We start from the raw sequence: 14276 nt of genomic DNA, 5'->3' as shown, positions 1-14276 counted from the left end.
ATCACGGGTCAGAGGCTCCCGCCGACGACCTGGCTGATGGCCGCCTGGTTGATCGTAACTGGGACGTCCCGTTGCGTCGCTGCAAGGAACTGCGCCATCAGATCATCACTCAAGGCGGCCCGGAGTTGATCCTCGATGCGCTGAGCCTCCTGCGTGCTGCGTACGAGAGGCGGCACCGTAGCCTCCTTGACCACGAAGACGGCGCGGGTATCGGGCCCGTTTGCAGCATGTGCCGCCTGTCCAACCGGCGTCGCGAAAATACGGGCGACCACATCAGCGGACAGGTCGTCCTTCGGAGAGCGCCGCGTCAACTCGGTCACTACCTTGGTGGAAACGCCGGCTTCGGTTGCAAGGGCCTCGAGAGATTCTCCTTTCCCGAGACGCTCTACGAATTGGCGGGCGCGCTCGGCGAGACGATCCGCGATCGCATTTTCGCGCCACTGGCGCGTAACCTGGTCCTTCACCTCTTCGAGCGTACGATCCCGAGCCGGTTCGATGTTTGTGACGTCGAACCAGACGTATCCGCCGGTGCTGGTTCTGATCGCCTCGTTATCGACGCCGATGTCGGATTCGAAAATGGCTCGAACGAGCGCGTCGCGCTGGGGCAATTCGACCTTGTTTCCCTGCTTGTCGGTATCGTTCTGGTCGATGGCGGGGATCTCCTGGACACTGAGGTTCGTTTCGGCAGCGATCTCCTTGAGCGGCCGGGCTCCGGCACGCATGTCCTCGATCTTGTCGTGGATGCTCTCGATTTCGGCGCGCGCGCGCTCATTCGCAATCGTGCTCTTCACCTCGCCGACAACCTCTTCGAAGGGGCGCACCGATTCCGGCTCGATCTTCGTGACATGTACCAGGACCGTGCCGAAGCGTCCCTCGACGGGACCGCTGGTCTGTCCCTCCTGGAGCGAGAAGGCTGCTTCTGCGACAGCAGGGTCGAGCATTTCCGTCCGGCTGAAGGTGCCGATCGTCAGATCCTGGGGTGGTATGTTGCGCTCGGCCGCGAGCGCCTCAAACGTAAGGCCTTGACTCAGCCGCTCTGCCGCTGCCTTGGCTTCTTCAGGATTGGGAAAAACGATCTGTTGAAAGGTCCGCCGCTCGGGCGTCCCGAACGCGTCCTTGCTCTGCTCGTAGCGCTGACGTGCATCGGCATCGGAGACGCTCTCGGGTTTCGCGATCTTCGAGGCATCGAGCTCGAGAATGCTGGCCGACCGGTATTCGGGGGCTCGATAGGAGGCCTTTCTTTCCTCGAAGAAGGCCTGGAGATCGGCGTCCGAAGGGGCTGGGATCTCACCGGCGGCCGCCGGGCCAAGGATGAAGGATGACGCGGAGCGCCGCTCGTTGAGGTAGCGATGGAGCGCGTCGATGGCGGCACCCGGGACAGGCGGCTCGCTGGCAGCGGCGGATGCGATGTGCTGCCGCATCAGAAGCGCTCGCTGCTCCTGCACGAATCCGGCCTCGCTGAGGCCGGCGCTGCGCAGAGCTTCCTCGAAGGCCGGCCGATTGAACTGGCCGTCGGCTCCACGGAACGCGGGCTCCTCCAGAACGGAGCGGGCCACGAGCTGGTCCGACACGCTGAGGCCGAGCGCTTTGGCGCGCTCGTTGAGGAGAGCCTCGTTCACAAGTTGTCCAAGAACGCGCTGATCGATCCCGAGGGCGCGAGCCTGCTCTGGCCCGAGATTGGTCCGGAACTGGCGGCTCAGTCGCTGGATCTCGTTGTTGTAGGCGGTTCGGAACTGTTCCACCGAGATTTCGACGCCTCCGACACGGGCGACGCTGTTCCGAGGAGTGCCCCTGAAGATATCGCCGATGCCCCAGATCGCGAAGCTGAAGATCAGAAGCCCGAACAGCACTGTGGCAATGGTCTTGCCGACAAGGCTCTGTCCGGCCTTTCGAAAACTCTGAAGCATCTCGTTCCTGCCCAAAACTCGCTGGGAGGAGCGGATACCCGATTGGTGCTTGCCGGGAAAGGCCGCCGGTTGAATCGGCGCGAGGCTCTCTGCTAGTGAATCGGTGCAGCCAAGGTGGCTCCTGGCTCATTCCGCCGATCCAATTCACCACAATGGAGCCGACGCGTGATTGCGCGCAGCTCCATCGCCCGTTCGAACTGGCCCTTCCTGGCTGATCGCCTGTTTCGGGAAGGGTCATGCGTGGAGGAGTTCACGATGTCTGAAAGGCCGCGCCCCCTGGTGGCAGGGAACTGGAAAATGAACGGGCTTCGGCCCTCGGTCGACGTCCTGCGCGGGATCGCGAGCGGCGTGTCTGCAGAGCTGCGGGATCGTGCCGACCTGCTGGTCTGTCCACCAGCGACCCTGGTGCACGAGTTCGCCGATGCGGCGAGGGGCTCCGCGGTCAAGATCGGAGGTCAGGACTGCCACGCCAAGGGGGCCGGTGCCTATACTGGAGACATATCGGCCGAGATGCTGGCCGATGCCGGGGCACAGTTCGTGATCGTAGGTCACTCGGAACGGCGCCAGTACCATCACGAGAGCGATGCAGACGTTCACGCCAAGGCGCTGGCAGCCCGCCGTGCAGGCCTTGTCGCCATTGTCTGCGTCGGCGAGACGCGGGAGGAGCGCGAGGCCGGGAAAGTGTTGGAGGTCGTTTCAGCGCAACTCAGAGGCTCCGTGCCCAAGGACTCCACCGCGGCCGAACTTGTCGTGGCCTATGAGCCGGTCTGGGCAATTGGGACCGGCCTGACTCCGACCGTTGGGGACGTCGCCGAGGTGCATGCGCTCATCCGCGCGGAACTCGGAAAGATCCTGGGCCCTGCCGAGCAGAATCAGGTGCGAATCCTTTATGGCGGCTCAGTGAAACCCGCGAATGCCGTCGAGCTTCTCCGGGTTCCGGACGTCGACGGAGCCCTTGTCGGAGGCGCGAGCCTCGCGGCTGCCGACTTCCTCGGGATCGCGAGCGCCTATACCTCGTAGCCTGGACAGCGGGGCTGTCATCGAGCCAAGCTGAGCAGCATCTCCGATGCCGGGTCCGGATCCTCGGCAGAGGGACTCACAGCGATGGAGGAGCGGCAGATGGCGGCTTGCAAAGCCTTGCTCCGGAGCACATTTGTGCTACAGCGCCCGCATACGGAGATACGAGCGGCCGGGGTCACTCCTTCGGCCGCTTGAGGTTTTGGGTTCATGGAAACTGTCGTCATCATCGTTCACCTGATTATCGTGCTCGCCTTGATCGGCGTGGTGCTCCTGCAGCGATCAGAGGGAGGCGGCCTGGGTCTCGGAGGCGGCGGTGGCGGGGGTGTTTCCGGCTTCATGACCGGTCGCGGACAGGCCAATGCGCTGACCCGGGCCACGGCGGTCCTCGCCGCGCTCTTCTTCCTGACGAGCCTCCTGCTCACGATCTTCGCGAGTTGGGGGAGCGCTCCCCGTTCCATTTTCGAAGGCGCAACGCCGGCTCCCACGGCTCCGGCCGGGCAGAGTGCGCCGGAAGGGCAAGGCCCCGGTGTGCTCGAGCAGTTGCAGCGGCTTCAGGGTGAACAGCCGGCGACGCCGCCACCCGCTGCTCCGGCTGCACCAGCTGCCCCGACAGCGCCCCAGGTACCTCAGTCGCAATGAACCGGGGGCCGGCCCAAAGCCGGCCCTTCTCACGTTAGATGAATGGCAGTGGCCACCTCGGTCCGCATTGGCGAATCGGGGGCCCCAATTTATGGATCGAGGCCCATGACGCGGTACGTATTCATCACCGGCGGCGTGGTTTCTTCGCTCGGGAAGGGACTCGCTTCAGCGGCTCTCGGAGCTCTCCTTCAGGCGAGGGGCTATAAGGTTCGGCTCAGGAAGCTGGATCCTTACCTCAACGTCGATCCCGGGACGATGAGCCCCTACCAGCACGGGGAAGTCTTCGTCACCGACGATGGAGCAGAAACCGATCTCGACCTCGGACACTACGAGCGCTTCACGGGAGTGCCGGCGACGAAGGCCGACAACATCACGACCGGCCGGATCTATCTCGACATCATCACGAAGGAACGGCGCGGCGAGTATCTCGGCGCAACGATCCAGGTGATCCCGCACGTCACCAACGCCATCAAGGAATTCGTGCTTTCAGGAAACGAAGGCTTCGATTTCGTTCTGGTCGAGATCGGCGGGACGGTCGGCGATATCGAGGGCCTGCCGTTCTTCGAAGCTATTCGCCAACTCGGCAACGATCTAGAGCGCGGGCAGGCGATCTACGTTCATCTTACGCTGCTCCCCTTCATCCCTTCGGCGGGCGAGCTCAAGACGAAGCCGACCCAGCATTCGGTCGCCGAGCTCCGGTCCATCGGTATTCAGCCGGACATCCTGCTTTGCCGGACCGATCGGGCAATCCCGAAGGACGAGCGCCGCAAGCTCGCGCTCTTCTGCAACGTGCGAGAGACCGCAGTGATTGAGGCCCGCGACGCCGCCTCGATCTACGAGGTGCCGCTGCGATATCATGCGGAAGGTCTCGACGCGGAGGTGCTCGCCGCGTTCGGACTCGATCATTCGACGCCGCCCGATCTCTCCCGCTGGCAAGACATCGCATTTCGCATTCACAACCCGGAAGGCGAGGTCAACATCGCCATCGTCGGCAAGTATACCGGACTGAAGGATGCGTACAAATCGCTCATCGAGGCGCTCCAGCACGGCGGCATCGCCCATCGCGTGAAGGTCAATCTCGATTGGATCGAAAGCGAGATCTTCGAGCGCGAAGACCCGGCGCCTTTCCTCGAAGGCGTGCATGGGATTCTTGTCCCGGGCGGATTCGGGCAGCGCGGCGCAGAAGGAAAGATTCGCGCGGCTCAGTACGCCCGCGAGCGAAGAATTCCGTATTTCGGCATCTGCTTCGGAATGCAAATGGCAGTCATCGAAGCGTCGCGCCACCTTGCCGGGGTCACGGAGGCGAATTCGACCGAGTTCGGTCCGACATCCGAACCCGTCGTCGGATTGCTGACCGAATGGCTGCGAGGAAACGAGCTCGAGCGCCGCAGCGCCGAAGGCGATCTGGGGGGCACCATGCGGCTCGGCGCCTATCATGCCCGGCTGGAGCCCGGTAGCCGGGTGTCCAGGATCTACGGCGGGACTGAGATTGCCGAAAGACACCGTCACCGCTTCGAGGTGAACATGGCCTATCGGGAACGGCTTGAAGAGAAAGGGCTGCGCTTCTCGGGTGTCTCACCCGATGGCCTGCTTCCCGAGATCGTCGAGTATCAGAATCATCCGTGGTTCATCGGTGTCCAGTTCCATCCGGAGCTGAAATCCCGTCCTTTCGAGCCCCATCCGCTGTTCGAGAGCTTCATCGGCGCCGCCGTCGAGCAAAGCCGCCTTGTCTGACGAAAGCCATCCAATGTTTCGCCGGGGCATCGACCACCTCGTTCTCGCGGTCAAAGACCTCGATTCCGCGGCGGAACTCTACCGGCAACTCGGCTTCCAGGTGGGGGCACGCAACCGCCACCCCTGGGGCACCGAAAACCGCATCGTCCAGTTCCCCGCTAGCTTTCTCGAACTCATCACGGTCGCGGATCCAAGCGCGGTCCCGCCGCACCGCCCAGGGCACTTCAGTTTCGGTGCATTCGTTACGGAATTCCTCTCGAACCGGGAGGGCTTGGCGATGATTGCGCTCGGCAGCGCCGATGCCGCGCGGGATACGGCCCAATTCGCCTCGTCGGGAATCGGGCCGTTCGACACGTTCTCTTTCGAGCGGGAGGGATGGCAGCCCGATGGGACCGTGATACGGGTCGCATTCTCGCTGGCCTTCGCACATGATCCCGCAGCACCGGGGGTCGGGTTCTTCGTCTGCCAGCATCATCATCCCGAGAATTTCTGGAGCGAGCGCTTCCAGAGCCATCAGAACGGCGCCACGGGCCTCCATTCCGTGACGATGGTGTCGCCCGCGCCCAACCAGCATGAGCGCTTCCTCGCGGTATTCACGAATGCAGAAGCCTGTGCGTTGGGCTCAGGGCTGTCGTTCAGCCTTGCTCGTGAGCGGATCGACGTGATCACTCCCGACGATGCAGCCGCGCTGCTAGGCTCGATCAACGCTCCGGAAGCAAAACCGGCGCTGGCTGCCTATTCCGTCGCAGTTCCGGATCTCGCTTTTCAGGCGCGGCGACTGACGGCGGCGGAGATTCCGTTCTCCCAAGGGCCAGGTCGGCTCGTCGTGCCGGCGAGTGCGGCTCGTGGCGTCGCGGTCGTCTTCGTTTCACCGTAGCATCAGGACGCGGGACAGTCCGAAGGAGCAATCGTGATCTCTTCTCTGGCAGGGCTACCGAGTTTCTTCATCTTCTTCGCGATCGCCGTCGGACTCGTTGCAGTCTACCTCGGCCTGTATACGTTCGCGACCGCACACAACGAATTTGCGTTGATCCGCCAGAACGTCATTTCGGCCGCCGTGGCGCTTGGGTTCAGCTTGGTCGGATTTGCCCTGCCGCTAGCAAGCGCAATCGTGCACGCCCAGAGCGTGATCGACTGCGTGGTTTGGGGATTGATCGCTCTCGCGGTACAGATCGGAGCCTATTGGGGTGTGCGGCTCCTCCTGCCGAACCTCTCGCAGCGGATCGCTGGAGGCGAGATGGCGGCAGCCTTGTTCCTTGGAGCAGCCTCCCTCTCTGCAGGAATTGTGAACGCGGCAGCCATGACGTTCTGACATGGGCGCTAAACCCTGTGCTGCGGACGGCACTCTTCTCCCCGGTTCACCGGCAGGGTAGTCAGCAGGCATCCGGCCAGGTCTCACCGGGTGGCGTGCGTGGCAATAACACGAATCGGGCATCTACCCGGCCGAGATCAACCTGCCGAAGGACTTGGGATTCCACATGACAGACGCACCGAAGGCATCGGCGGTCGTGTCGGCCGGCTCCATCCGGTTCGGCAATGACCTTCCGCTCGCGCTCATCGCAGGGCCCTGCGCCATGGAGAGTCGCGAGCACGCGCTCGAGATGGCCGGGGCGCTGAAGGAAATGGCGGAAAGGCGCGGCATCGGTCTCGTCTACAAATCGTCTTTCGACAAGGCGAACCGTACCTCATCGAAAAGCGCCCGCGGCATAGGGCTCGCCAGGGCGCTCGACATCTTCGCAGAGGTCAAGGAACGGTTCGGTGTTCCGGTAATCACCGACGTGCACGAGAATGATCATTGCGCAGCCGTCGCCAAGGTCGTCGATGTCCTTCAGATCCCGGCTTTTCTCTGCCGGCAGACCGACCTTGTCCAGGCAGCGGCCGCCACGGGCCGGGTCGTCAACATCAAGAAGGGGCAGTTCCTTGCCCCCTGGGACATGGCAAACGTCGTCGAAAAGGTCACCGGGGCCGGGAATCCGAACGTGCTCGTGACGGAGCGTGGCGTGTCCTTCGGCTACAACACGCTGGTCTCAGATATGCGCTCGCTCCCGATCATGGCGCGAACGACCGGTGCGCCGGTCGTGTTCGATGCGACGCATTCCGTTCAGCAGCCCGGAGGGCAAGGCACCACATCCGGAGGGCAGCGGGAATTCGTTCCGGTTCTGGCAAGGGCAGCCGTCGCAGTCGGAGTCGCCGCAGTCTTCATCGAGACGCATCAGGACCCGGATGCAGCCCCTTCCGACGGCCCGAACATGGTGCCTTTGAAGGAACTGGAATCTCTCGTGGCCGAGCTCATGGCCTTTGATCGTCTCGCCAAGGGAGCAGGCCGCGAGCCGCGGGATCGGCCGGAGTGAGCCCGGAAGGTATTGTCCCCGATGCGGCCGGTGCGTCCCCGTCCGGGCTGTCCGTCCGGCGCTTGATTCTCGTCCTGGCGGCCGGCGGCTTTGCGAGCACTTTTTCGGCACGCGCCGTAGAACCGATGGTCACGGTCATCGCACGGGACCTTCAGGAAGCTCCCGGAACGATCGCCCTTCTGTCGGCTGCCTTCGCGCTTCCCTACGCCTTCATTCAGCCGATTCTAGGCCCAGTCAGCGACGCGCTCGGCAAGGGCCGCATCATGAAGGCGTGCCTGTGCGCGCTCGTGATTGCTCTCGTGGGCTGCGCCTTCGCGGCGGATGTCACGACGCTGTTCGGGCTGCGGATTGTGGCGGGTGCGGCGGCCGGGGGAGTCATTCCCGCAGCGCTCGCCCTGCTCGGCGACCGAATTCCGATCATGCACCGACAGGTCGCGATCAGCCGCTTCCTCGTCGCAGTCATCACGGGGCAGCTTCTCGGGTCATCCCTCGCCGGGATCGCGGCCGAGTATATCGGGTGGCGTGGAGTGTTCGGATTTTCGGCCGTCCTGCTGATGGCCGCCTGTGCTGCTACGATCGTCGGCCTGCCCGCTGAAGCCGGCGCTCGATCCTTCGATCTCCGGGCAGCTCTGGCAAACTATCGTGGGCTCCTGGCGAATCCCCGCGCGCGCCTGCTCTTCGGGCTCGTCTTTGTCGAGGCGGTGCCGGTCTTCGGATTGGGCCCCTATCTCGCCTCTCTGTTTGAGGCTCGTGGTGTCGGGGGAGCGCGCGAGGCAGGATTCGCTCTCGCGGGCTTTGCCATTGGCGGGCTCGTCTATTCACTCATTGTCGCCTGGCTGCTCCGCGTGCTCGGGCTCGGGAGGATGCTCGCCCTCGGCGGCATCGTCTGTGCCGTCGCTCTTTTCCTGATCGGTGGCGGTGGGCCCTGGCATATGACCGGCGCAGCCATGCTGCTCCTCGGAACCGGATTCTACATGCTGCACAATTCGTTCCAGACCCAGGTGACGGAACTGACGCAGCAGGCGCGCGCCTCCGCGGTCGCGCTGCATGCATTCTCGTTCTTCTGTGGTCAGGCCCTTGGCGTCGTGATCGTAGGTTTCGGGCTTTCGGCTGCTGGCTTGGCCCTGACCATCCCCGTCCTGGCCGCGCTCATTCTCGGTGTCGGGTTCTGCGCGGCAACCGGCCTCCCGAAGCCGGGGCGCTGAACAATGGGTCAGCCCCGTGCCCGGTAGGGCGCAACCCCGGGATCCGGAAGCCAGACATCCTCCGGGGGCTTGCCGGTTTGCCAGAAGACGTCGATCGGAATGCCTCCGCGCGGATACCAATACCCGCCGATCCGGAGATAGCGAGGCTCGAGAAGGGCCGTCAGCCGACGGCCGATGGCGACGGTGCAGTCCTCATGAAATGCGCCGTGGTTGCGGAAGCTGTGCATATACAGCTTCAACGACTTCGACTCGACGAGCCACCGGTCCGGGACATAGTCGATGACCAGAATGGCAAAGTCCGGCTGACCCGTGACTGGGCACAGGGACGTGAACTCGGGACACGTGAACCGCGCAACGTAGTTCGTGTCGGCGTGGGGATTCGGCACCCGATCGAGCCGCGCCTCTTCAGGTGACGCGGGCAGGGGGGTAGCGTGGCCGAGTTGAAGCTCTGGTGTCATACGCTCGAAAACATTCCAATGAAGCTTGGGCGAGGGCACGATCGGGGTCGGTGCGTAACAGCCCTGCGATAGTCGGTTGCTCAGGGGGCCTCCGACCCTGCTGAAGCCACTCGGTAATGCACTATTTGGGGCCGGACCACTGCGGCTGCCACCTCCATGCCGCTTAAATCCCTTGCACACGATACCCGAAAAGCCCAGAAGCTGCGCCATTCCGGCGCATCTGCCTTGTCCGACAGGAGATCCGAATGACCGCAATCGTCGACATCATCGCCCGCCAGATCCTCGACAGCCGAGGCAATCCAACCGTCGAGGTCGATGTCGTTCTCGACGATGGCTCCATGGGCAGGGCCGCGGTCCCTTCCGGCGCCTCGACGGGAGCTCACGAAGCCGTCGAACTGCGAGATGGCGACAAGTCCCGCTATCTCGGCAAGGGAGTGATCAAGGCGGTCGAGGCGGTCAATGGAGAGATCCTGGAAGCGATCGGGGGCATGGACGCAGAGGATCAGGTCGCCATTGACGAGGAGATGATCGAGCTCGACGGCACGCCCAACAAGAGCCGGCTCGGGGCGAATGCGACCCTCGGCGTCTCCCTGGCGGTGGCCAAGGCTGCCGCAGAGGCGTCGGGTCTGCCGCTCTACCGGTATGTCGGCGGGACGCAGGCGCGCGTTCTCCCGGTTCCGATGATGAACATCGTGAATGGTGGAGCCCATGCCGACAATCCGATCGACTTCCAGGAATTCATGATCATGCCCGTCGGGGCTCCGACACTGGCCGAAGCCGTTCGGATGGGAGCCGAAGTCTTCCATACGCTGAAGAAGGCGCTGAAGGATGCCGGCCACAACGCCAATGTCGGAGACGAGGGTGGCTTCGCGCCGAACCTGCCGTCCGCCGAGGCGGCGCTCGACTTCGTGATGCGCTCGATCGAAAGCGCCGGATACAAGCCTGGGGATGATTTCGTTCTCGCGCTCGACTGCGCATCCACTGAGCTTTTCCGGGATGGCGCCTATCACTTCGAGGGGGAGGGCGTGACACGCTCCATCGACGATCAGGTGAAATATCTCGCGAAGCTCGTGGCCTCCTATCCGATCCTGTCGATCGAGGACGGCATGGCGGAGGACGATTGGGAGGGCTGGAAGGCGCTGACCGACGCGATCGGCGACCGATGCCAGCTTGTTGGCGACGATCTCTTCGTCACCAATGTCGATCGCCTTCGCGAGGGTATCGCGAAGGGCGTCGCGAATTCCATTCTCGTGAAGGTAAATCAGATCGGCACCCTGACGGAGACGCTTGCAGCCGTCGACATGGCTCATCGCGCCTCGTACACCGCCGTCATGTCGCACCGTTCGGGTGAGACCGAGGACGCCACGATCGCCGACCTCGCCGTCGCCACGAATTGCGGGCAGATCAAGACGGGATCGCTCGCTCGCTCGGATCGGCTCGCCAAGTACAACCAGTTGATCAGGATCGAGGAGGAACTCGGCTCCCAGGCATATTATGCCGGGCGTGGTGCCCTGCGGGCCTTGCGCTGAGACCTTCTGGAGGATCCGCCTGTTTGGGGGCGGCAATACGATCTTAACCATGCGTGGGTAGCATCCCGTGCATGGTCGTTCGTCGCCGCGCTAGGCGTTTCCTCCTCCCGGTTCTCCTTTATGCCGTCTCGGCCGGCATGGTGAGCTACTTCATGTACCATGCTAATACGGGTGCGCGCGGCCTGGAAGCCAAGGAGCGTTACGAGGTTCTGGCTGCGGACCTTGGCCGCGAACTCGATGATGCTCGCCGGGAGCGGGCGGAATGGGAGCGTCGAATCGCGCTCCTGCGCAGTGATCAGATCGATCGCGATCTTCTCGAAGAGCGTGCCCGGGTGATGCTCGGACGCGTGCACAAGAACGATCTCGTCATCATCACCGGACCCTGACGCTGGTGAAAACCGATCAACTGAATTCCAGTTGCTTGGAAATTTATGAAGCTATTCAACCTGTTAGCGTGATTGCTGAGTAACTGCCGGCGCAAGTCCACCCTCTCGCAATGCGCCTCCTCCTGCGCTAAATGATGTGGGGTGGGAAACGCACCGGAGGTGTCGAATGGCTGTGGCAGCCCGCAAAGCGAGCCGCGCAGGGGCGAGCGCGGCAGACAAGGCAACCGCCAACAGGTCCCCGGCCCGACGGGCGCAGCAGGCCAATGCTCCCCAGTTCGATAAGGACCAGGACATCCACGCGTATCGCGAGATGCTCCTGATTCGCCGCTTTGAAGAGAAGGCGGGCCAGATGTACGGCATGGGGCTCATCGGCGGCTTCTGCCATCTCTACATCGGCCAGGAGGCGGTCGTCGTCGGCATGCAGATGGCATCCCGGGAGGGTGACGAGGTCATTACCGGCTACCGCGATCATGGACATATGCTCGCCTGCGGGATGGATCCCAAGGGAGTGATGGCGGAACTGACCGGACGCCGCGGCGGCTTGTCGAAAGGCAAGGGCGGCTCGATGCACATGTTCTCCAAGGAGAAGAATTTCTACGGCGGCCATGGAATCGTCGGCGCGCAGGTCTCCCTCGGCACTGGGCTCGCTCTCGCAAACAAGTATCGTCAGAACGACTCGGTCTCGCTGACGTATTTTGGCGATGGAGCTGCCAACCAGGGACAGGTCTACGAGAGCTTCAACATGGCGGCCCTGTGGAAGCTGCCTATCGTCTACGTTATCGAGAATAATCGGTACGCCATGGGTACGGCGGTAACTCGCGCCTCTGCACAAACGGATTTCTCCAAGCGCGGATTGTCGTTCAACATCCCGGGCGAGCAGATCGACGGGATGGACGTTCGCGCCGTCTATGATGCCGGGCAGCGGGCCATCGCCCATGCGCGGGAGAATGGACCGTACATTCTCGAAATGCAGACCTATCGCTATCGCGGCCACTCGATGTCGGATCCGGCGAAATATCGGACGAAGGACGAAGTCGCCCGAATGCGCGAGGAGCATGATCCGATCGAGCAGGTTCGGCGTCGCCTGCTCGAGAGCTGGAACATGACGGAGGACGAGTTGAAGGTCTTTGACGCGAAGGTGCGCGAGATCGTCAATGAGGCCGCCGAATTCGCGACACACGATCCGGAGCCGGATCCGTCCGAACTCTACACCGACGTCCTTCTCTGATCCAACCGCGCGTCATTCTCGCGTCGCTTCAAGCACGACAGGCCGAACATGGCGACTGACATTCTGATGCCAGCCCTTTCTCCGACCATGGAGCAGGGCAAACTCGCGAAGTGGCTGAAAAGGGAGGGAGACCGGGTCAAACCCGGGGACATTCTCGCCGAAATCGAAACCGACAAGGCCACCATGGAGGTCGAGGCAATCGACGACGGAATTCTCGCGAAGATCCTGGTCGCGGATGGCACTGAAAATGTTGCCGTCAACACGCCGATCGCCGTGCTGGCGGAGGAGGGCGAAGACGTCTCGGCTGCTGCGACAACGACAAAGGCTCCGGCGCCTTCCGAGGCTCCCGCTCAGCCTGCACCGACACCCGACATGCAGGCGGAGGGGCTCGCGGAGCGACCTGCGCCTACGGCGCGATCCGGTGACACGGCTCCACAGGGAGTTGCCGCGCCAGCCGTCATTCAGACGGTAACGGGCCATGATGCCGCGACCGAGATCCCGGAAGGCACCGAGTTGGTCACGATGACCGTGCGCGAGGCTTTGCGGGACGCCATGGCCGAGGAGATGCGGCGGGACGAGACCGTCTTCATCATGGGCGAAGAGGTCGCGGAGTATCAAGGCGCCTACAAGGTCACACAGGGACTTCTGCAGGAGTTCGGTGATCGAAGAGTCATCGATACCCCGATCACCGAGCATGCCTTCGCAGGCGTGGGTGTCGGTGCGGCCTTCACAGGGCTGCGCCCGATCGTGGAATTCATGACCTTCAATTTCGCCATGCAGGCGATCGATCAGATCGTCAACTCCGCGGCAAAGACCCTGTATATGTCCGGCGGGCAGCTCGGTTGCCCGATCGTGTTCCGCGGACCGAACGGTGCTGCGGCCCGTGTGGCTGCCCAGCACAGCCACGATTACGCGGCTTGGTATTCGAACGTGCCTGGATTGAAGGTCGTGATGCCCTATACGGCGTCCGACGCGAAGGGGCTCCTGAAAAGCGCCATCCGCGATCCCAACCCGATCATCTTCCTTGAGAACGAGATCCTTTATGGACACTCGTTTCCGGTTCCGAGGCTGGATGATTTCACGGTTCCGATCGGAAAGGCGCGAATCCATCGGCAGGGTCGCGACGTCACCATCGTGTCCTTCGGCATCGGCATGACTTACGCGCTGAAGGCAGCAGAGGAACTCGAAGCCGAAGGAATCGACGCAGAAGTTATCGACCTGCGCACGATTCGTCCGATGGACAGCGACACGGTCGTGGCTTCCGTCATGAAGACCGGTCGCTGCGTGACCGTGGAGGAGGGCTTCCCGCAATCCGGGGTAGGGGCGGAAATCATCGCCCGCCTGATGGAGCACGCTTTCGATTATCTCGATGCGCCTGTCGTGCGCATCACGGGAAAGGACGTCCCGATGCCCTATGCAGCGAATCTCGAGAAGCTCGCCCTGCCATCGGTTGCCGAGGTCGTTCAGGCGGCCAAGAGCGTGTGCTACCGCTAGACCGATGAGCGATCCGAAATTCGAGGCTCTGAGCCTACCGCCCGACGTGCTGGAAAAAGGCGGGATCGAAATCCTGCGTGCCTCGGTCGTCGACGGCGCCGTGAGCGTCGCCCTGCGCCGCTCTTTCGACGACCCGTATACCTGGGGCGTGCTGCTGGTCGATCTCGCGCGCCATGCGGCGCGTGTCTATGCACTCGAGACAGATCGCTCCGAAGAGGAGGCCCTCGCCGAGATCCGCGCTGGAATGGAGGCCGAGTTCGACGACCCGTCCGAACCGGACACGTCCCCATCCATCAACTAATGCTGCTCGAACGATCCGGATCAA

At 63.1% G+C, this 14276-nt stretch carries 14 protein-coding genes; 12 read left to right on the top strand and 2 right to left on the bottom strand.

The features are described 5' to 3' along the window. Window positions 1-8: 8 nt before the first annotated feature. On the bottom strand, window positions 9-1907 hold the full coding sequence (locus BN1233_RS19040; RefSeq protein ID WP_046865187.1) for a SurA N-terminal domain-containing protein: 1899 nt from the start codon (window positions 1905-1907) through the stop codon (window positions 9-11). A 255-nt stretch (window positions 1908-2162) separates the two neighbouring features. Here BN1233_RS19040 and tpiA point away from each other — a divergent pair, with 255 nt between their 5' ends. The 7 genes from tpiA (at window position 2163) to BN1233_RS19005 (ending at window position 8856) form a co-directional block, all read left to right on the top strand. Then, complete coding sequence (gene tpiA / locus BN1233_RS19035; protein WP_046865458.1) at window positions 2163-2927, top strand: triose-phosphate isomerase; 765 nt, start codon at window positions 2163-2165, stop codon at window positions 2925-2927. Between the two features lie 207 nt (window positions 2928-3134). Next, window positions 3135-3566 carry a preprotein translocase subunit SecG gene (secG, locus tag BN1233_RS19030; RefSeq protein ID WP_046865186.1) on the top strand — a complete coding sequence of 144 codons (432 nt, stop codon included), beginning with the start codon at window positions 3135-3137 and terminating at the stop codon, window positions 3564-3566. Between the two features lie 105 nt (window positions 3567-3671). Then, window positions 3672-5300 (top strand): CTP synthase, encoded by a 1629-nt coding sequence (locus BN1233_RS19025; protein WP_046865185.1) that lies wholly within the window; start codon window positions 3672-3674, stop codon window positions 5298-5300. Window positions 5301-5313: 13 nt separating this feature from the next. Further along, window positions 5314-6177, top strand: coding sequence for a VOC family protein (locus BN1233_RS19020; protein ID WP_046865184.1), 864 nt, complete (start codon window positions 5314-5316; stop codon window positions 6175-6177). A gap of 36 nt (window positions 6178-6213) precedes the next feature. Then, window positions 6214-6612 carry a DUF350 domain-containing protein gene (locus BN1233_RS19015; RefSeq protein ID WP_046865457.1) on the top strand — a complete coding sequence of 133 codons (399 nt, stop codon included), beginning with the start codon at window positions 6214-6216 and terminating at the stop codon, window positions 6610-6612. A 166-nt stretch (window positions 6613-6778) separates the two neighbouring features. Further along, a complete protein-coding gene (kdsA, locus tag BN1233_RS19010) occupies window positions 6779-7651 on the top strand; it encodes a 3-deoxy-8-phosphooctulonate synthase (protein ID WP_046865183.1) in 873 nt (290 codons plus the stop codon). Further along, window positions 7648-8856: an MFS transporter gene (locus BN1233_RS19005; RefSeq protein ID WP_244470626.1), complete on the top strand. Its 1209-nt coding sequence runs from the start codon at window positions 7648-7650 to the stop codon at window positions 8854-8856. The genes kdsA and BN1233_RS19005 overlap by 4 nt, the downstream gene beginning before the upstream one ends. Before the next feature lie 8 nt (window positions 8857-8864). Here BN1233_RS19005 and queF read toward each other — a convergent pair whose 3' ends face one another. Continuing rightward, a complete protein-coding gene (gene queF, locus BN1233_RS19000; RefSeq protein WP_046865182.1) occupies window positions 8865-9314 on the bottom strand; it encodes a preQ(1) synthase in 450 nt (149 codons plus the stop codon). A gap of 245 nt (window positions 9315-9559) precedes the next feature. Here queF and eno point away from each other — a divergent pair, with 245 nt between their 5' ends. The 5 genes from eno (at window position 9560) to BN1233_RS18975 (ending at window position 14252) form a co-directional block, all read left to right on the top strand. Then, the gene (gene eno, locus BN1233_RS18995) at window positions 9560-10843 is read left to right on the top strand and encodes a phosphopyruvate hydratase (protein WP_046865181.1); all 1284 of its coding nucleotides are present in this window, start codon (window positions 9560-9562) and stop codon (window positions 10841-10843) included. A 71-nt stretch (window positions 10844-10914) separates the two neighbouring features. Then, window positions 10915-11229: an FtsB family cell division protein gene (locus tag BN1233_RS18990; protein WP_046865180.1), complete on the top strand. Its 315-nt coding sequence runs from the start codon at window positions 10915-10917 to the stop codon at window positions 11227-11229. Window positions 11230-11395: 166 nt separating this feature from the next. Then, window positions 11396-12457 carry a pyruvate dehydrogenase (acetyl-transferring) E1 component subunit alpha gene (pdhA, locus tag BN1233_RS18985; protein WP_046865179.1) on the top strand — a complete coding sequence of 354 codons (1062 nt, stop codon included), beginning with the start codon at window positions 11396-11398 and terminating at the stop codon, window positions 12455-12457. Window positions 12458-12505: 48 nt separating this feature from the next. Next, window positions 12506-13951, top strand: a complete 1446-nt coding sequence (locus BN1233_RS18980) for a pyruvate dehydrogenase complex E1 component subunit beta (RefSeq protein ID WP_046865178.1) — start codon at window positions 12506-12508, stop codon at window positions 13949-13951. A 4-nt stretch (window positions 13952-13955) separates the two neighbouring features. Continuing rightward, window positions 13956-14252 carry a DUF5076 domain-containing protein gene (locus BN1233_RS18975; RefSeq protein WP_046865177.1) on the top strand — a complete coding sequence of 99 codons (297 nt, stop codon included), beginning with the start codon at window positions 13956-13958 and terminating at the stop codon, window positions 14250-14252. The last annotated feature ends 24 nt before the right edge of the window (window positions 14253-14276 follow it).

It is taken from the genome of Microvirga massiliensis, assembly GCF_001006805.1.
Taxonomy (GTDB): Bacteria; Pseudomonadota; Alphaproteobacteria; order Rhizobiales; family Beijerinckiaceae; genus Microvirga; species Microvirga massiliensis.
This window is presented reverse-complemented; position numbering and strand designations above follow the sequence as displayed.

What these genes read in the sequence shown, in the direction of transcription:
- BN1233_RS19040 (WP_046865187.1), bottom strand. Translation starts at nt 1,907, where the DNA reads ATGCTTCAGAGTTTTCGAAAGGCCGGACAGAGCCTTGTCGGCAAGACC.
- tpiA (WP_046865458.1), top strand. Translation starts at nt 2,163, where the DNA reads ATGTCTGAAAGGCCGCGCCCCCTGGTGGCAGGGAACTGGAAAATGAAC.
- secG (WP_046865186.1), top strand. Translation starts at nt 3,135, where the DNA reads ATGGAAACTGTCGTCATCATCGTTCACCTGATTATCGTGCTCGCCTTG.
- BN1233_RS19025 (WP_046865185.1), top strand. Translation starts at nt 3,672, where the DNA reads ATGACGCGGTACGTATTCATCACCGGCGGCGTGGTTTCTTCGCTCGGG.
- BN1233_RS19020 (WP_046865184.1), top strand. Translation starts at nt 5,314, where the DNA reads ATGTTTCGCCGGGGCATCGACCACCTCGTTCTCGCGGTCAAAGACCTC.
- kdsA (WP_046865183.1), top strand. Translation starts at nt 6,779, where the DNA reads ATGACAGACGCACCGAAGGCATCGGCGGTCGTGTCGGCCGGCTCCATC.
- queF (WP_046865182.1), bottom strand. Translation starts at nt 9,314, where the DNA reads ATGACACCAGAGCTTCAACTCGGCCACGCTACCCCCCTGCCCGCGTCA.
- eno (WP_046865181.1), top strand. Translation starts at nt 9,560, where the DNA reads ATGACCGCAATCGTCGACATCATCGCCCGCCAGATCCTCGACAGCCGA.
- BN1233_RS18990 (WP_046865180.1), top strand. Translation starts at nt 10,915, where the DNA reads ATGGTCGTTCGTCGCCGCGCTAGGCGTTTCCTCCTCCCGGTTCTCCTT.
- pdhA (WP_046865179.1), top strand. Translation starts at nt 11,396, where the DNA reads ATGGCTGTGGCAGCCCGCAAAGCGAGCCGCGCAGGGGCGAGCGCGGCA.
- BN1233_RS18980 (WP_046865178.1), top strand. Translation starts at nt 12,506, where the DNA reads ATGGCGACTGACATTCTGATGCCAGCCCTTTCTCCGACCATGGAGCAG.
- BN1233_RS18975 (WP_046865177.1), top strand. Translation starts at nt 13,956, where the DNA reads ATGAGCGATCCGAAATTCGAGGCTCTGAGCCTACCGCCCGACGTGCTG.